This is a genomic window from Hydrogenophaga sp. GW101-3F08 (assembly GCF_059424585.1).
This window is the reverse complement of the sequence record NZ_JBWKZP010000008.1, coordinates 37078-52712: the sequence shown is the minus strand read 5'-3', so window position 1 is coordinate 52712 and position 15635 is coordinate 37078. Positions and strand designations below refer to the sequence as shown.

Below are 15635 nucleotides of genomic sequence, written 5' to 3'. Positions count from 1 at the left end.
CGCCTTGAGGCTTCCAACCGCTGGCCTGGGCCGTTCTTCGGACCACGGAAAGACGGCGCGGAACGCATTAGCGACCCGGACGGGGCCCGAAACACCCCCAACGCCCAGGAAAACCGCCACGCGGGTGGACCGCCAGGCCATGGTTCGGCCGGGCCGCCATCCCCGGGAGCCGGAACGAGGGGGAGCCCGGTTTCGTGGCTGTTCTCTTATCTCTTATTTCCAATTATTTAAATTAGTAGCAGTAGTAGAGAGGCCTGTTTTCTGTGGACAAGGCGCTTTTTCCCTAGCGCGACAAACACTTGATGACCGTACAAGCGTGTGCAAACCGCCCCGCTGCGCAAATCCCGAAACGGGGACAACCTGGCGTTTTCCACGGATTCTGTGGATAACACATGGCTTGTTATAAAAATATCCACAGGGTTGTTGTTAACCTAGGGCACCGCCGGGCTGGCTCTGCCGGGCCACTCGCATCGCCCCTTGAAAAGGACAGGCTCAGCGCGACCGACGTGAACGTTCTCCGGAGCGCGGGTGCCCCCAGTCCAGAACGCCGCGGAACTGGCTTTGCCAGGCTGCAGGCGTTGCCCCCTGGGGGGTCGCGCGCAGCGCGGCGGGGGGTTACCTCAAGCCAAAGCCCCAGGTCATGCCCAGGCCGTGTAGCAGCGTGGCCGCCACGGTGAGCACGAGCGCCGGCTTCAGCCGCTGGGGCTGCCGGGCGTGCCACAGCAGCCAGGCCAGCGCCGCCAGCGAAAAAGGCAGCGACACCAGGCCCCAGAGCGCCTGGGTGGGCGGGATCAGCAGCCAGACACTGAGTACCAGCCACAGGTGGGCGCCCACCACCAGACCCCCGTAGAGGGCACTGGCGCCCAACGGCCCGAGCCGCACCACCAGGGTGCGTTTGCCCACCTGGGCATCGGCCGCCGCGTCGGGGATGCCGTTGATCACCAGCAGCGCGGCCACCATCAGCGCAAACCCCGCGGCCGCGCTGGCCGGGATCACGAAGAACTGGCGCCGCTGCACATAGTCGGCGCCGACCACCACCAGAAACCAGGCCAGCGCCACCGTGAGCTCGCCCAGCCCGCGCGACATCAGCTTGAGCGGCGGCGCGGAGTAGGCCCAGGCCAGCAGCAGACCGGCCATGCCCAGCAGCAAGACCCCGCCCCCGGCCTTCACCGCCAGCAGCAGGCCGGCCGGCACCAGAAACAGCAGCAGGGCCTTGGCCAGATCGGCGGTTTCGGTTTCGCTCACCACGCCGCTCTGGATCAGCCGCGAGCCGCCGGTGAAGGGGAAGATGCCCTGGGTGTTGGCCGCGTCCGCGCCGTTGCGCGCGTCGTGCAGGTCGTTGAGCACATTGCCGGCGGCGTGGGCCAGCACCGCCAGCGCGGTGGCGCCCAGCGCCAGCGGCGCGTCGAACCCGCAACCGCAGGCCGCTGCCGTGGCCGTGCCCAGGGCACAGGCCACCACCGTGAGCAGCAGGAAGGCCGGGCGCGTCATGCGCACCAGCAGGCCCAGGCGCGCCAGCCGGGTCGGGTTGGGGGTGGGGGCATCGCTCATACAGGGGCCAGTATGCACCGGCCGCCGCGTTTGGGGGTCGGGACCATGGCCCGGGCGCCCGGGTCGTGTGGCGCGAAAACACGTGTGCTGACAGCTCTCACAGGAGGACACGTGCCCCCCTTGGGGGCCTGCGGGGTGGCTGGTAAACTGCCCGCTTCATAGGGCCTGGCAGCGGCTGGCCCCGATCGGCCCCCGTACTGCCCCATGTCCACCACCCTCAGCGCCAGCGCCCCCTCCACCTTCGAGATCAAGAGCGCCAACCTGCCGCTGGTGGCCCTGCTGCTCAAATCCGCCGACCTCACCCGCCTGAGCGCGGAGTTCGCCCAGCGCTTTGGCGACGTGCCCGATTTCTTCGACCACGACCCCCTCGTGGTCGATCTGTTTCCCCTGCAGGTGTTCGAGCCCGGCGCCGCGCTGGACGTGGGCGCCCTGTGCGCGCTGTTGCGCCAGTACCGCCTGAACCCGCTGGCGGTGCGCGGCGGCAGCGACGAACAGATGGCCCTGGCCCTGGCCGCCGGCCTCACGCCCGCGCCCGACGCCGCCGTGCAGCGCCCGGCACCGGCCGCCCCCATCACGGCTGCGGCCCCCCTGCCCGAACCTGTCGCCCAGCCGCAGCCGGCGCCCGGCGCCCTGGTCATCGACAAACCCCTGCGCTCGGGCCAGCAGGTGTACGCGCGTGGCCGCGACCTGGTGGTCATGGCCATGGTCAACCCGGGCGCCGAGGTGATCGCCGACGGCCACATCCACGTGTACGCACCGCTGCGCGGCAAGGCCATCGCCGGCGCGCGTGGCAACGTCGACGCCCGCATCTTCGCCCTGGCCATGGCGCCCGAGCTGATCTCCATCGCCGGCATCTACCGCACCAGCGAAGTCGCCCTGCCCGAGGCCATCCAGGGCAAGCCGGCCCAGGTGCGCCTGCTGCCCGGCCCCGATGGCGACAAGCTCGTGATCGATCCGCTGTCCGTCTGAGCGTCGGAAAGGTCTTTCGTCCATGCCCGCCCCGCACGCCCGAAACACACCGCCGTTCTGATACCGGCACCCACCCGCTCCTGTTGCCTTCCGTCTCCACTCGATCCTGAAAGACCCCTCACCATGACCAAAATCGTTGTCGTCACCTCCGGCAAAGGCGGGGTTGGCAAGACCACCACCAGCGCCAGTTTCTCCACCGGTCTGGCCCTGCGCGGCCACAAGACCGCCGTGATCGACTTCGACGTCGGCCTGCGCAACCTCGACCTGATCATGGGCTGCGAGCGCCGCGTGGTGTACGACCTGATCAACGTCATCCAGGGCGAGGCCAACCTGAACCAGGCGCTGATCAAGGACAAGCAGTGCGACAACCTGTACGTGCTGGCCGCCAGCCAGACGCGCGACAAGGACGCACTGAGCCAGGAAGGCGTGCACAAGGTGCTGACCGATCTGGCCGCCATGGGCTTTGAGTACATCGTCTGCGACTCGCCGGCTGGCATCGAGACCGGGGCCCTGATGGCCATGCACTACGCCGACGAAGCGCTGATCGTGACCAACCCCGAAGTCTCCAGCGTGCGCGACTCCGACCGCATCCTGGGCATGCTGGGCAGCAAGACGCAGCGCGCCATCGAGGGCAAGGACCCGGTCAAGGAACACTTGCTGATCACCCGTTACAACCCCGGCCGCGTGGCCGACGGCCAGATGCTCAGCCTGGAAGACATCCAGGACATCCTGCGCATCCAGCTCATCGGCGTCATCCCCGAGAGCGAAAACGTGCTCACCGCGTCCAACCAGGGCACGCCCGCGATCCACCTCAAGGGCACCGACGTGGCCGAGGCCTATAGCGACGTGATCGACCGCTTCCTGGGCGCCGAAAAACCCCTGCGCTTCATCGAGGCCGAGAAGGCGGGCTTCTTCAAGCGCGTGTTCGGAAGGAAGTGAGCATGTCCTTCCTTTCCTTCTTTCTGGGCGAGAAAAAGAAGACCGCCAGCGTCGCCAAGGAGCGGCTGCAGATCATCCTGGCGCACGAGCGCAGCGGGCGCAACGCCTCCGAGCCCGATTACCTGCCCGCGCTGCAGCGCGAGCTGGTGGCGGTGATCGGCAAATACATCAAGATCAATCCGGACGACATCAAGGTCATGCTGGAGCGCCAGGACAACCTGGACGTGCTCGAAGTCAAGATCGAACTGCCCGACCGCAAGTAGAGCGGCCAGCCAGGGCGGCGCGGTTCAACCGGCCGCTTCCTGAAGCACGGCAGCGGTCTCGGCCAGCGAAGGCATGCCCGCGATGGCGCCGCTGGCGCGCACCGACAGCGCCGCGGCCGCGTTGGCCCAGCGCAGCGCCGCCTCCAGCGGTTCGCCGCGCGCGAGCGCGGCGGCGAGCGCGCCGTTGAAGGTGTCGCCGGCGCCGATCGTGTCCTTCACCGTCATCGAATGGCCGGCCACGCGGTGCATCGGCCGACCCGCGCGGTGGAGCGCCGCGCCCTGCGCGCCCAGGGTCACCAGCACCGCGCCCACGCCTTGCGCCAGCAGCGCCTGGGCGGCCCGCTCGCGGTCGCCCTCGATGCCGCTGAGGGTGGCGAGTTCGGTTTCGTTGGGGGTGAGCAGGTCCACCAGCGCCGCCAGTTCCTCCGGCAGGGCACGCGCCGGCGCGGGGTTGAGCACCGTGGTGACCCCGTTGGCCCGCGCCAGGCGGAAGGCCTCCAGCGTGGCCGCCAGCGGCACCTCGAACGAGGCCACCACCACCCGGCTGGCCGCGATGCGGGCCGCGGCGCCGCGAATCTGGTCGGCGTCCAGGCCCGCGTTGGCCCCGGGGCTGACCACGATGCTGTTGTCCCCGTTGGGGTAGACCAGGATCTGCGCGACACCGCTGCTCTCGCCGGCCACCCGCCGCACGTGGGTGGTGTGAATGCCTTCGCGCCGCCACAGCTGCATGGCCATGTCGCCAAAGGTGTCCTGCCCGGTGCGGGCCACGATGTGCACCTCCGCGCCCTGGCGCGCCGCCGCCACCGCGGCGTTGCTGCCCTTGCCGCCGGGGCCGATGGAAAAGCCGTGGCCCATCAGGGTTTCGCCGCGCGCGGGCGGGCGCCCGGCGTGGGAAGTCAGGTCGGCGTTCCAGCTGGCGATGACCACGACCTGGCCGCTCACTGGAGTACCTTCGCCCTCCGGGCTGCGGTGCGAGCTTGCTTGGGAACGGCCCGGCGCGGCGCTCATGGCAGTCCGTACCCCATGGATTGCGGCAGCCACAGCACGATCTGCGGAAACAGCGTCAGCAGCAGCAGCAGACCCAGCAGCATGAGCAGGAAGGGCCAACCTTCGCGCAGCATGTCCTTGATGGGGATCTGCGTCAGCGCGTTGGTCACGAACAGCAGCATGCCAAACGGCGGCGTGATGAGGCCCACCATCATGTTGACGACGATCAGCACCCCGAAGTGCACCAGGTCCACCCCCACGGCCTTGACCGCCGGCAGCAGCATGGGCACGAACACCAGCAGCATGACGGCGGTGTCCAGGAAACAACCCAGGACCAGGAACACCACGTTGACCATCAGCAAAAAGGCCACCTGGCTGAGCGACTGGCCAGCCACCCACTGCGCCAGCGCCTGCGGCACGCCCTCGGCGGTGAAGGCGTAGTTCAGCATGAAGGCGCCGGCGATGATCAGCGTGATGACGGCGCTGGAGCGGGTGGACTCCAGCACCACGCCGCCCAGGCTGCGCCAGCTCAGGGCGCGGTAGACCAGGCCGGCGAGCACCAGCGCGTGCAGGGCCGCCACGGCCGCGGCTTCGGTGGGGGTGAAGGCGCCGCTGTAGATGCCGCCCAGCAGCACCACCGGCAGCGACAGCGGCAGCGCGCCGCGCCACAGCACCGAAGGCCAATCCTTCAGCGGCACGGGTTCGTCGCGTGGCATGTGGCGGCGGGTGGCGATGATGTGCACCGCGATCATCAGCACCACGGCCATCAGCAGGCCCGGCAGCAAACCGCCCAGGAACAGCGCCCCGACCGAGGTGCCCGAGACCAGCGCGTAGATCACCAGCGGGATCGAGGGCGGAATGATGGGCCCGATGGTGGCGCTGGCCACCACCACGGCGCCGGCAAAACCGGGCGAATACTCGGGCTTCTTGAGCATCTGCTTGATGGTCACCAGGCCGGGGCCGGCCGCGTCGGCGATGGCGCTGCCGCTCATGCCCGAGAACACCACGCTGACCAGGATGTCCACCTGCGCCAGGCCGCCGCGCATGCGCCCGACCAGGATGCGGCAGAAGTCGAAGATGCGCTCGCTCACGGTGCCGGCGTTCATCAGGTTGGCCGCCAGGATGAACAGCGGCACCGCCAGCAGCACGTAGCTGTTGTACATGCCGTTGAGCACCTGTTCGGCCATCAGGCCCATGTCTTGCCGCGTGGTGGCCAGGTAGGCCACGCCGCTGAGCAGCATGGTGAAACCGATCGGCGCGCGCAGCACCATGCCCAGGGACAACACGAGCAGCAGCGTCCAGAGTCCCGGGGTCATGCGTCGTCTCCGTCGCCGCGCAGGGCCCGCCAGGCCAGCCAGCCGTAGCGCACCACCACCGCCGCCAGCATCAGCACAAAGGGCATGAACACCCACATGAAGGACAGGCCCAGCACGGGTGTGCCTTCGCGGTCCATGAAGCGGATGTAGTCCCAGCTGCCCGGAATGGCGACGGCAGCCAGCACCGCCAGCATCGCGCTGCCCAGCACCCGCATGGCGCGGCGCTGGCGCGGCCCCACGCTGTTGTAGGCCAGGTCGAACACCACGTGCTCTCGTGCCTTGACCATGAAGGCGCTGGCCCACAGGATCACCCACACGTAGAGGATCACGGCGAGCTCGTCGGTCCAGGGCAGCGGGCGGTTGAAGCCGAAGCGCGCCGTGATCTGCACCAGGAACACCCCGAACAGCGCGGTGAAGAGCGCGCCACCGACGATGTCGGCGGCGCGTTGCGGCCAGCGTCGCATGTGCGCTTACTGCGTGGCGTTGATGCGGTCGAGCAGACCGGCCGGCCAGGTCTTGGCCAGGTCGGACTTCAGGTAGGTCTGCTGCACGTGGCTGCGGAAGGCGGCCACATCCGGTGTGACCACCTGCAGGCCCTGCTGCTTGAAGAAGTCCACGATCTGCGCCTCTTCCTTCAGGCGGTTCTCGTTGTTGTACGCGGCGGCGGCGGCGGCCGCGTCCTTGACCTTCTGCTGCTGGGTGGGGCTGAGCGCGTTCCAGGTCTTGTTCGACAGCGACAGGAAGATGCCGTCCACCAGGTGGCTGGTCAGCACCAGCTGTTTGGTGACTTCGTAGAACTTGGCCGCGCGCACGGTGGGCAGCGGGTTGTCCTGGCCGTCGATGGTGCCGGTCTTCAGGCCCAGGTAGACCTCGCCGAAGGCCAGCGGGGTGGCGGTGGCGCCCAGGGCCTCACCCAGGAACAGCCATTCCTTGGAGCCGGGCATGCGCAGCTTCACGCCCTTGAGGTCGGCCGGTGTCTTCACCGCGCGCGGCTCGCGCAGGTTGAGCTGGCGCGTGCCCAGGTAGATGGTGGACAACACGGTCACGTCCATCTTCTCGGACACCCGCTTGAACAGCTCGGTGCCGATGGGGCCGCCGAACACCTTCTGCTGGTGCGCCGGGTCGCGGATCACGTAGCCGGCGGTGAAGACGGAGAACTCGGGCACCAGCTTGGCGATGTCGAAGGCCGAGATGGTGGCCAGTTCGAGGTTGCCGCGCGCCATGGCGGCCGGCTCGGCGCCCTGCTTGAAGAGCGAGGCGTTGAGGTTGATCTGCACGTCGAACTCGCCGGGCGCGCTCTTGTCCAGCGACTCCTTGAACACGGTCCACATCTTGGCGTGCCAGTCGTCGGCCACGGCCGGGGTGGAGATGCGCATCGGAACCTTGGTCTGGGCCTGTGCGCTCAGTGCGGCGCCGCCCAGCAGCAGGGCGCTGGCGGTGGCGGCCAGCAGGCCGCGGCGCAGGGGGGAAGGGGTCATGGCTGTCTCCTCGTTGTGCAGGTGGAAGGAAAAAGGGGCTCGGAGGGGCTCAGTCGCGGGCCGCGTCCAGGCCAAAGGCCTGCAGGCGGCGGCGCAACTCGGCCTGTTCGCCGGCCGGCAGGGCCACCAGCGGCGGGCGCACCCGCAGCCAGCGCGCGTCGCCACCGCGTTCGGCCATCACGCCCTTGAGCGCGGGCATGAGCGAAAAACCGTCGAACACGGTGAGCAGGGCCTTGACCCGCGCCAGGTCGCGCGCGGCGTCGGGCCCGTCGGGCTGCGTCACCAGCCGGTGCACCAGGCGCGGCGCGAAGTTGGCCAGGCCGCTGATCGCGCCCGTGCTGCCCAGGCGGCCCAGCGCGGGCAGGTCGGGCTCGAAGCCCACGTAGACCGTGAGCGGCGGCATGAAGGCCTGGGCCAGACCCACCGAATGCGCTTGATCGCAACCGCTGTCCTTGATGCCGGCGATGGTGTCGGGGTACTGCGCCAGCAGGCTGCGGATGACGCCGTGCGAGAGGCCCACGCCCGCCACCTGGGGGATGTGGTACAGGTACAGCCGCAGGCGCGGGTCGGCCACGCGGTCGATCACCCAGCGGTAGGCGTCGATCACGCCCTGGTCCGACACGCCCTTGAAGAAGAACGGCGGCAGCACCAGGCAGCCGTGCACGCCCAGGTTCACGGCGTGCTTGGTCAGCGCCACCGTGTCGGTGACGGCCGCACAGCTGGTGGACACCATCAGCCGCTGCGCCGGCACGCCGCGCGCCACCAGCGCGTCGACGGCGGCCATGCGCTCGGCCACCGAAAACGAAGGGCCTTCGCCGGTGGTGCCAAAGGCGGTCACGCCGCCGCAGCCCGCGTCCAGCAGCGCCAGGGCGTGCGTGGCAAAGGCGTCGTGGTCGATCTCCAGCGACTCGGTCAGCGGGGTCAGCATCGCGGGCCAGATGCCGCGAAAAGCGTGGGTGTGGGCAGGGGTCATGTGGGTGGGTCCAGTGGCTCCGAAGACCAGGGCAGCGCGGGGCGCGGCAGCCCCAGCACGCGCCGGCGCGCGCTTTCGATGTGGTGCGTCAGCCGCTCGGCGACGGCGGCGGTGTCGCGCCGGCGCAGGGCTTCGATGAACCACAGGTGTTCCTCCATCGCGGCCAGCAGGATGTCGGCCGCCAGGCTGGAGTTCTCGAACTTGATCAGGCGCACCCGCAGGCTGTTGATGCGGTAGGCCTCGGAGATGAGCTCGTTGCCCATCGCGTCGATCATGTGCTCGTGCAGGCCCCAGTCCACCTGGGTGGCTTCGGCCAGCAGGGCCGAGTCGATGGGGCCGCGGCGCGCGCGGCGCACGATGGACCGGTGATCGGCCTCGATGCGCTCCAGCTCGGCGTCGCTCGCGCTGGTGGCAAACCGCACCGCGGCCTCGCGCTCCAGCAGCAGGCGCAGCTCGAAGGCGTTCTTGATCAGTTTCAGGTCCACGTTGGCGATCTGCAGCCCGCGCTGCGGCACGGTGCGCAGCAGGCCCTCGGCCTCCAGGCGCGGGATCAGTTCGCGCACCGCGCCCAGCGGCATGGCCAGCAGCTGCATCAGCTCGCGCTGCGAGATGAACTGGCCGGGCCGGATGTGCGCCTGCACGATCTGCTGGCGGAAATTTTCATAGGCCTGGGCCCGCAGGTTGGGCGCGCGCACGGGGGCTGCGGGCGGTGGGGGCAGGTGCGGGGTCATGCTGAGGGTTTTTACTGGTTGCTGACTGACATGTTAGTTCGACAATGGTTGACCGTTCACTGGTGGAAACCCTGAAACCCCGCCGGCCCTTCCAAGCCTTTCGGCCTTTCAAGTCCCCCAACCCGCCCGACGCCCAGCCATGACCCCCACCCCCGCGTTGTTTCCCGACCTGCTCGACCGCCTGCGGCAGGCCCTGCCCCAGGACCACGAACGCGCCACCCTGCTGGGCCGGCTCTGGCTGCCCGGCAGCGGCGCCCTGCCCATCACCCCGCACCAGGGCCGCCTGCTCGATCTCACGCCCCTGGCCCCCACCAGCAGCGAGCTGCTGGAACGCCCGCAGCCGGCCCAGGCCATCGCGCAGGCGGTGGCCGCTGGCGCGCGGTGCCTGGTCGCAGTACCTGGAGGTCGGCATCGGCCCCGACGCCGAAATCTTCACCAAGGTCCCGGTGCTGTCGGCGGTGGGTTGCGGCGCGCACGTGGGCATCCACCCGCGTTCCGAATGGAACAACCCCGAGCCGGAGATCGTGCTCACCGTCAACAGCCAGGGCCACACCCTGGGCGCGGCCCTGGGCAACGACGTCAACCTGCGCGACTTCGAGGGCCGCAGCGCCCTGCTGCTGGGCAAGGCCAAGGACAACAACGGCTCCTGCGCCATCGGGCCCTTCATCCGCCTGTTCGACGCGCATTTCGGCATCGACGAGCTGCGCGCCTGCGGTCTGCGGCTGGAAGTCGACGGCCCCGACGGCTTTGCCTGGCAGGGTGAAGGCAGCATGCGCGGCATCAGCCGCGACCCGCTCGACCTGGTGGCCCAGACCATCAACGCCAACCACCAGTACCCCGACGGCTTCATGCTCTTCCTGGGCACCATGCTCGCCCCCACCCAGGACCGGCGCGGCGCCGGGCAGGGCTTCACCCACGAGGTGGGCGACCGCGTCTGCGTCTCCACGCCCGCCCTGGGCACCCTGGTCAACCGGGTGCGCCACAGCTGCGACGTGGCGCCCTGGACCTTCGGCATCGCCGCCCTGATGCGCCAGCTCCGCCACGCGGCTTGAACGGCCCGCCATGGGCCGTGACGCCCGCTGCCGTGTCACGCCTGTCAGCCCGGCTGGCCCCGGCCTGTCTATGATGGCCCCATGCTGATCGAAACCCTGGGCGCCGCCCGCGATATGGGCCGCCTCAACACCATCCTGGGCGTGCTCATCCGCCATGGCTTTGGCGACAGCGTGCGCCGCCTCGGCCTGGCCGACCGGCTGGAGCGCGCCGGCCACGCCCTGAAATGGAACCACGCCGCCGACCTCGCGCGGCTGGAGCCCCCGGTGCAGGTGCGCCTGGCGCTGGAAGAACTCGGCCCCACCTTCGTCAAGCTCGGCCAGATCCTGGCCGGCCGCGCCGATCTGTTTGGCCCGGACTGGATCGCCGAATTCGAAAAGCTGCACAGCCAGGTGCCGGCCGTGCCGCTGGACGATCTGCGCCCGCAGCTGCGCGAAGACCTGGGCGACGAGCCCGAGGTGGTTTTTGCCCGCTTCGACGTGGAGCCGCTGGCCGCCGCGTCGATCGCGCAGGTGCACCGCGCCCAGCTGCACGACGGCACCGAAGTCGTCGTCAAGATCCGCCGCCCCGGCATCACCGACACCATCGAAGCCGACCTGCGCCTGCTCGCGCGCCTGGCCGTGCTGGCCGAGGCCGAGCTGCCCGCGCTCAAACCCTACCGCCCGCAGCAGCTGGTGCGCGAGCTCGCGCGCTCGCTCAGGCGCGAGCTGGACCTGGCCAGCGAGTGCCGCAGCGCCGAACGCATCGCCACCAACCTGGCCAGCCTGCCCTGGATCGTGGTGCCCAGGGTGCACTGGGCCCACACCAAAGAGCGCGTCAACGTGCAGGACCACGTGGGCGGCGTGCCCGGCAACCAGGTCGCCCTGCTCGACAGCAACGGCTACGACCGCAACCTGCTGGCCCGGCGCGGCGCGCAGGCCGTGCTCAAGATGATCGTGCAGGACGGCTTCTTCCACGCCGACCCGCACCCCGGCAACGTGTTCTACCTGGAAGGCAACCGCATCGCCTTCATCGACTTCGGCATGGTCGGGCGCCTCTCGCAGCGCCGCCGCGAAGAACTGCTCAACCTGCTGCTCGGCCTGGTCGAGCGCAACCCCCAGACCGTGGCCGACGTGCTGCTCGACTGGACCGGCGACGAACACGGCGTCAACCTCTCGCTGCTCGAAACCGAGATCGAAACCTTCGTCGACCAGTACCACGGCACCCCGCTGGCCCAGCTCAACCTGGGCCAGATGCTGGCCGACGTCACCACCATCCTGCGCGAACACCACCTGGGCCTGCCCACCGACATGGCCCTGCTCATCAAGGCCTTCATCACGCTCGAGGGCATGGGCCGCAGCCTCGACCCGGCCTTTCACATGACCACCGAGGCCCTGCCCATGCTGCGCCAGGTGCTGCGCGCGCGCTACCAGCCCAAGGTGGTGGCCAACCGCGCCTGGCAGACCCTGCGCCGCGCGCTCGCGGTGGCCGAACAGCTGCCGCACGACGTCTCGCGCCTGCTGCGCAACGCGCGCCGCGGCCGGGTGCACGTGGGCATCGAACTCGCGCACCTCAAGCGCGTGGGCGACCAGATCGACCGCGCCGCCAACCGCCTCACCATGGCCCTGGTGATCGCCGCGCTCATCATCGGCTCGTCCATCGTCATGACCGTCAAAGGCGGCCCCACCCTGTTCGGCCTGCCCGCCTTCGGCTTCATCGGCTTCGCCAGCGCCTTCGTGGGCGGCCTGTGGCTGGTGCGCGCGATCTGGCGCAGCAGCAAGGGGCGGGATGTGGGGGATGATTGAGGCGAGCAGGCGGCCCGGCAGGGACGCGCTGGCGATGCTTCCCGCGCGCACGTTTTTCCACATCGTGGTACATTAACGGGTTCGCCTTGGGCGACCGACCGCGTTCTGGCTTTGTTGCCCGGATGCACCACCCCCGGCAGAGGGGTTGTCGGTCCAGCCCCTCCATCGCGAGCCGCGTCAGCCTCCGCCCCCTCCTGGGTCGGCGCTGCCGCAAATGTTCTCCCTGCTGTTGCCGATGCCCCTGCCGTGGCTCGTGCTCCGGTTCTGGCTGGTGTTCCCGACACCGGGCCGGCGCCGGGTGATTCAGTCGGGCACCCCGGCGCTTGGGGCTGCCAATGTGTATTTCGGGCGTTTTCCTGCTGTGCGGTCCATGAGGCCGCGGCGTTTCGCCCTTTGATGTTTTTGATGATTCATACGATTTCCACGACCACAACAACGAAGAGACTGTCTCCTCTGACTCTGGGCAAGTACCGCATCGCGGCTTGCCCCCGGCCGCTGCCGTGCGGCCGTTTCGCCGCCCAGGTGTCCATCGCCAGCGGCTCGGGCAGCGCCTGTACCGACCGTGTCATGCGCTTCCACGATGATTTCCCCACACACGACGCAGCGGCGCACTACGCCGTGGCGCAAGGCATCGACTGGGTGAACGACGCGTTGCGCGCTGGCGTGCGCCCGGTCGCCTCGGCCACGATGCTGCCGTCTCCCCAGATCTGTATTTGAAGCAAAGGAGCCTCACATGGCCAAGGAAGAACTGATCGACATGATGGGCATCGTCAACGAGGTGCTGCCCGACACGCGCTTTCGCGTGACGCTGGACAACGGTCACCAGCTGATTGCCTACTCCGCCGGCAAGATGAAGAAGAACCACATCCGCATCCTCGCGGGTGACCGGGTTTCTCTGGAACTCTCGCCCTACGACCTGACCAAGGGCCGGATCAATTTCCGCCACATCGAGGGCCGCGGCCCGATGGTGCCGCGCAAGCCGCGCTGAGCACCGGGGCCACCGGCCGGGCCCGCGCCCGGCCCGGCCTCACATGCCCATGCCGCCGTCCACCGGCAGGCCCGCGCCGGTGATGAAGCGCGAGGCGTCGGAGCACAGGAAGACCACCGCGTCGGCCATGTCGCTCACTGTGCCCAGGCGGCCCAGCGGGGTCTGCGCCACGATGGCCAGCACGGCCGCATCGGGGGACTCGAACAGCCCGGCGCTCACCACGTCGCTGGCGAGCTTCATGCCCATGTCGGTGGGCACGAGGCCGGGGTAGATGCAGTTCACGCGCACCCCGTAGCCCAGTTGGCCGGCCTCCATGGCGCCCACACGGGTGAGCCGGTCCACGGCGGACTTGGTGGCCGAATACCCCGCGATGGCGGGAAACGCGATGGTGGCCGCCACCGACGACACGTTGACCACCGCGCCGCCCTGCCCGGCCAGGCCACCCGGGCGCATGGCGCGGAAAGCGTGTTTCATGCCGAGCGCGGTGCCGACGATGTTCACGTCGAGCATGCGGCGCAGCGCATCGGGGTCGATCTCGCTCACCAGGGCGGTGACCTCGACGCCAGCGTTGTTGATCAGGATGTCAAAACCCCCGAACGCCGCGTGCGTGGCGCTCACGGCGGCCAGCCAGTGGGCCTCGTCGCTCACGTCCAGATGAATGAACGCGGCCTGGGCACCTGTGGCTTGGATGGCGCGGGCGGTCTCCCGGCCCTGCGCTTCCAGCACGTCGCCGATCATCACCGCGGCGCCCGCTTCGGCCAGGGCCTGCGCCATGCCGGCGCCCAGGCCCCGGGCACCGCCGGTGACCAGGGCCTTGCGGCCCTTCAAATCGAACTGGGACATTCAACGCTCCTGTCAGGTGGATAGATAGCGGCCCGGCCGGGCCCGCCGCCACTCTATCCACCTCGCCCGTGAGCGCTGCGCCATCCCCTGTCGAGCTTGACACCGGGCGGCACCGGCCCGCCCCGGCGGCTTCAGCCCCTCATGAGCCCTGGTGCAGCGCCCGCCGCGCCCGTACCGCTTCGGCCAGGCCCTGCAGCACCGGCACGGTCTGCTCGAAGCTGATGCAGGCGTCGGTCACGCTCACGCCGTGCTGCAGCGGCTGGCCGGGCACGATGTCCTGCCGGCCTTCGTGCAGGTGGCTCTCGATCATCACGCCGGTGATGCGCGCGTCGCCCGCGGCGATCTGCCGCGCCACGTCGGCCGCCACCTCGATCTGCTTGCGGTGCTGCTTGCTGCTGTTGGCGTGCGACACGTCGGTCATCACCTGCTCGCGCAGGCCGGCGGCCTTGAGCAGGGCGCAGGCGGCGTCCACGTCGGCCGCGCTGTAGTTGGGCGCCTTGCCACCGCGCAGGATCACGTGGCAGTCGGCGTTGCCGCGCGTCTCGAAGATCGCCGCCTGGCCCATCTTGGTCATGCCCATGAAGGCGTGTGACGCCTGCGCCGCCTGGATGGCGTCGCTCGCCACCTTGATGCCGCCGTCGGTGCCGTTCTTGAAACCCACCGGACACGACAGGCCGCTGGCGAGCTGGCGGTGGCTCTGGCTTTCGGTGGTGCGCGCGCCGATGGCGCCCCAGCTCACCAGATCGGAGATGAACTGCGGCGAGAGCAGATCGAGGAACTCGGTGCCCACGGGCAGACCGATGGCCAGCACGTCCAGCAGCAACTGGCGCGCCAGCTCCAGCCCTTCGTTGATGGCGAAGCTGCCGTCCAGGTGCGGGTCGTTGATGTAGCCCTTCCAGCCCACGGTGGTGCGCGGCTTCTCGAAATACACCCGCATGACCACCAGCAGGTCGTCGGCCAGCGCGTCGGCCTGGGCCTTGAGCAGGCGCGCATAGGCCAGCGCCTGGTCGTGGTCGTGGATGGAGCACGGCCCCACCACCACGATGAGCCGGTCGTCCTGCCCGTGCAGCACGCGCGAGAGCGCGGCGCGGCTGCGCTCCACCAGCGCCAGCGCCTCGGGCGGCGTGGGCAGCCACTCCTGCAGCAGCGCGGGCGTGATGAGCGGGCGCACCGCGCCGATGCGCAGGTCGTCGATGCGGGTGGTGTCGTGGGTGGACAGCGGGGTGGAAGTGCGGTGGGCGTGGGTCATAGCCCGGTATTGTCGCGCGACCGGTTTCAGGGGCGGCGGAAGGCGGTGCTCTGGCGCGCCCAGTAGCGGCTGTTCAGATGGTCCAGCCGCACCGTGCCGCCGGTGGACGGCGCGTGCACGAAGCGGTCCTCGCCCACGTAGATGCCGGCGTGGAACGGCCGGCCGCTGCCAAAGATCACCAGGTCGCCGGTGCGCAGCTCATCCGCGTCCACCGGCTGGCCGAAGCCCGACAGCTGGGCCACCGTGCGCGGCGGGGCAACGCCGGCGCGGCTCTTGTACACATAGCCGATCAGGCCGCTGCAGTCGAAGCCGCCCTCCGGCGTGTTGCCGCCGTAGCGGTAGGGCGTGCCCACCAGGCCCAGCGCGTGGATCGCGATGTCGCTCGACTGCTCGTCCGAGAGCGAGCGGTAGACCGGCCCGCGGGTCGGCGGCGCGCTGCCGCAGCCGGCGATCAACAAGGAGGCGGTCAGGGCGAGGCAGGGCAGGACGAGGCGCATGAAACAGTCTAGCCCAG

At 69.6% G+C, this 15635-nt stretch carries 16 protein-coding genes and 1 pseudogene; 7 read left to right on the top strand and 10 right to left on the bottom strand.

Features of this window, described 5'->3' with window-relative positions; all coding sequences use genetic code 11:
- Positions 1-615: 615 nt before the first annotated feature.
- Entirely contained in the window at positions 616-1551 is a 936-nt protein-coding gene (locus AC07YZ_RS18940) for a prenyltransferase (RefSeq protein ID WP_494795878.1), read from the bottom strand.
- 204 nt (positions 1552-1755) lie between these two features.
- On the opposite strand from AC07YZ_RS18940, the gene minC reads away from it, so the two are divergent.
- The 3 genes from minC to minE all read left to right on the top strand — a co-directional run bounded on the left by minC (position 1756) and on the right by minE (position 3722).
- A complete protein-coding gene (gene minC, locus AC07YZ_RS18935; protein ID WP_494795877.1) occupies positions 1756-2520 on the top strand; it encodes a septum site-determining protein MinC in 765 nt (254 codons plus the stop codon).
- Between the two features lie 123 nt (positions 2521-2643).
- Entirely contained in the window at positions 2644-3459 is an 816-nt protein-coding gene (gene minD, locus AC07YZ_RS18930; protein ID WP_068170594.1) for a septum site-determining protein MinD, read from the top strand.
- Positions 3460-3461: 2 nt separating this feature from the next.
- Positions 3462-3722: a cell division topological specificity factor MinE gene (gene minE / locus AC07YZ_RS18925; protein WP_068170598.1), complete on the top strand. Its 261-nt coding sequence runs from the start codon at positions 3462-3464 to the stop codon at positions 3720-3722.
- Positions 3723-3746: 24 nt separating this feature from the next.
- Here the strand turns inward: minE and rbsK are convergent, their stop codons facing one another.
- The 6 genes from rbsK to AC07YZ_RS18895 are packed head-to-tail and all read right to left on the bottom strand — an operon-like array spanning position 3747 to position 9207.
- Positions 3747-4730: a ribokinase gene (gene rbsK / locus AC07YZ_RS18920; RefSeq protein WP_494795876.1), complete on the bottom strand. Its 984-nt coding sequence runs from the start codon at positions 4728-4730 to the stop codon at positions 3747-3749.
- Entirely contained in the window at positions 4727-6025 is a 1299-nt protein-coding gene (locus tag AC07YZ_RS18915; RefSeq protein ID WP_226490674.1) for a TRAP transporter large permease, read from the bottom strand. Before AC07YZ_RS18915 ends, rbsK begins: the two co-directional genes overlap by 4 nt.
- Positions 6022-6489: a TRAP transporter small permease gene (locus AC07YZ_RS18910; RefSeq protein ID WP_494795875.1), complete on the bottom strand. Its 468-nt coding sequence runs from the start codon at positions 6487-6489 to the stop codon at positions 6022-6024. Before AC07YZ_RS18910 ends, AC07YZ_RS18915 begins: the two co-directional genes overlap by 4 nt.
- A 6-nt stretch (positions 6490-6495) precedes the next feature.
- Positions 6496-7503 carry a sialic acid TRAP transporter substrate-binding protein SiaP gene (locus tag AC07YZ_RS18905; RefSeq protein WP_494795874.1) on the bottom strand — a complete coding sequence of 336 codons (1008 nt, stop codon included), beginning with the start codon at positions 7501-7503 and terminating at the stop codon, positions 6496-6498.
- 49 nt (positions 7504-7552) lie between these two features.
- Positions 7553-8476: a dihydrodipicolinate synthase family protein gene (locus tag AC07YZ_RS18900; RefSeq protein WP_226490671.1), complete on the bottom strand. Its 924-nt coding sequence runs from the start codon at positions 8474-8476 to the stop codon at positions 7553-7555.
- Positions 8473-9207 (bottom strand): GntR family transcriptional regulator, encoded by a 735-nt coding sequence (locus AC07YZ_RS18895; RefSeq protein WP_494795873.1) that lies wholly within the window; start codon positions 9205-9207, stop codon positions 8473-8475. The genes AC07YZ_RS18900 and AC07YZ_RS18895 overlap by 4 nt, the downstream gene beginning before the upstream one ends.
- Positions 9208-9346: 139 nt before the next feature.
- On the opposite strand from AC07YZ_RS18895, the pseudogene AC07YZ_RS18890 reads away from it, so the two are divergent.
- The 4 genes and pseudogenes from AC07YZ_RS18890 to infA all read left to right on the top strand — a co-directional run bounded on the left by AC07YZ_RS18890 (position 9347) and on the right by infA (position 13029).
- Positions 9347-10259: pseudogene (locus tag AC07YZ_RS18890) on the top strand (fumarylacetoacetate hydrolase family protein).
- An 81-nt stretch (positions 10260-10340) separates the two neighbouring features.
- Entirely contained in the window at positions 10341-12041 is a 1701-nt protein-coding gene (locus tag AC07YZ_RS18885) for an ABC1 kinase family protein (RefSeq protein WP_226490669.1), read from the top strand.
- A gap of 405 nt (positions 12042-12446) precedes the next feature.
- Positions 12447-12758, top strand: a complete 312-nt coding sequence (locus AC07YZ_RS18880; protein WP_226490667.1) for a hypothetical protein — start codon at positions 12447-12449, stop codon at positions 12756-12758.
- 16 nt (positions 12759-12774) lie between these two features.
- The gene (gene infA, locus AC07YZ_RS18875) at positions 12775-13029 is read left to right on the top strand and encodes a translation initiation factor IF-1 (protein ID WP_056265133.1); all 255 of its coding nucleotides are present in this window, start codon (positions 12775-12777) and stop codon (positions 13027-13029) included.
- 39 nt (positions 13030-13068) lie between these two features.
- Here infA and AC07YZ_RS18870 read toward each other — a convergent pair whose 3' ends face one another.
- From AC07YZ_RS18870 to AC07YZ_RS18860, 3 genes are all read right to left on the bottom strand, one after another.
- Complete coding sequence (locus AC07YZ_RS18870; protein WP_494795872.1) at positions 13069-13872, bottom strand: SDR family NAD(P)-dependent oxidoreductase; 804 nt, start codon at positions 13870-13872, stop codon at positions 13069-13071.
- 139 nt (positions 13873-14011) lie between these two features.
- On the bottom strand, positions 14012-15121 hold the full coding sequence (locus tag AC07YZ_RS18865; RefSeq protein WP_494795871.1) for a 3-deoxy-7-phosphoheptulonate synthase: 1110 nt from the start codon (positions 15119-15121) through the stop codon (positions 14012-14014).
- 26 nt (positions 15122-15147) lie between these two features.
- Positions 15148-15618 carry a C40 family peptidase gene (locus tag AC07YZ_RS18860; RefSeq protein WP_494795870.1) on the bottom strand — a complete coding sequence of 157 codons (471 nt, stop codon included), beginning with the start codon at positions 15616-15618 and terminating at the stop codon, positions 15148-15150.
- Between the last annotated feature and the right edge of the window lie 17 nt (positions 15619-15635).

What these genes read in the sequence shown, in the direction of transcription:
- AC07YZ_RS18865 (WP_494795871.1), bottom strand. Translation starts at nt 15,121, where the DNA reads ATGACCCACGCCCACCGCACTTCCACCCCGCTGTCCACCCACGACACC.
- AC07YZ_RS18940 (WP_494795878.1), bottom strand. Translation starts at nt 1,551, where the DNA reads ATGAGCGATGCCCCCACCCCCAACCCGACCCGGCTGGCGCGCCTGGGC.
- AC07YZ_RS18885 (WP_226490669.1), top strand. Translation starts at nt 10,341, where the DNA reads ATGCTGATCGAAACCCTGGGCGCCGCCCGCGATATGGGCCGCCTCAAC.
- AC07YZ_RS18870 (WP_494795872.1), bottom strand. Translation starts at nt 13,872, where the DNA reads ATGTCCCAGTTCGATTTGAAGGGCCGCAAGGCCCTGGTCACCGGCGGT.
- minE (WP_068170598.1), top strand. Translation starts at nt 3,462, where the DNA reads ATGTCCTTCCTTTCCTTCTTTCTGGGCGAGAAAAAGAAGACCGCCAGC.
- minD (WP_068170594.1), top strand. Translation starts at nt 2,644, where the DNA reads ATGACCAAAATCGTTGTCGTCACCTCCGGCAAAGGCGGGGTTGGCAAG.
- AC07YZ_RS18905 (WP_494795874.1), bottom strand. Translation starts at nt 7,503, where the DNA reads ATGACCCCTTCCCCCCTGCGCCGCGGCCTGCTGGCCGCCACCGCCAGC.
- rbsK (WP_494795876.1), bottom strand. Translation starts at nt 4,730, where the DNA reads ATGAGCGCCGCGCCGGGCCGTTCCCAAGCAAGCTCGCACCGCAGCCCG.
- AC07YZ_RS18915 (WP_226490674.1), bottom strand. Translation starts at nt 6,025, where the DNA reads ATGACCCCGGGACTCTGGACGCTGCTGCTCGTGTTGTCCCTGGGCATG.
- AC07YZ_RS18895 (WP_494795873.1), bottom strand. Translation starts at nt 9,207, where the DNA reads ATGACCCCGCACCTGCCCCCACCGCCCGCAGCCCCCGTGCGCGCGCCC.
- infA (WP_056265133.1), top strand. Translation starts at nt 12,775, where the DNA reads ATGGCCAAGGAAGAACTGATCGACATGATGGGCATCGTCAACGAGGTG.
- AC07YZ_RS18900 (WP_226490671.1), bottom strand. Translation starts at nt 8,476, where the DNA reads ATGACCCCTGCCCACACCCACGCTTTTCGCGGCATCTGGCCCGCGATG.
- minC (WP_494795877.1), top strand. Translation starts at nt 1,756, where the DNA reads ATGTCCACCACCCTCAGCGCCAGCGCCCCCTCCACCTTCGAGATCAAG.
- AC07YZ_RS18910 (WP_494795875.1), bottom strand. Translation starts at nt 6,489, where the DNA reads ATGCGACGCTGGCCGCAACGCGCCGCCGACATCGTCGGTGGCGCGCTC.
- AC07YZ_RS18880 (WP_226490667.1), top strand. Translation starts at nt 12,447, where the DNA reads ATGATTCATACGATTTCCACGACCACAACAACGAAGAGACTGTCTCCT.
- AC07YZ_RS18860 (WP_494795870.1), bottom strand. Translation starts at nt 15,618, where the DNA reads ATGCGCCTCGTCCTGCCCTGCCTCGCCCTGACCGCCTCCTTGTTGATC.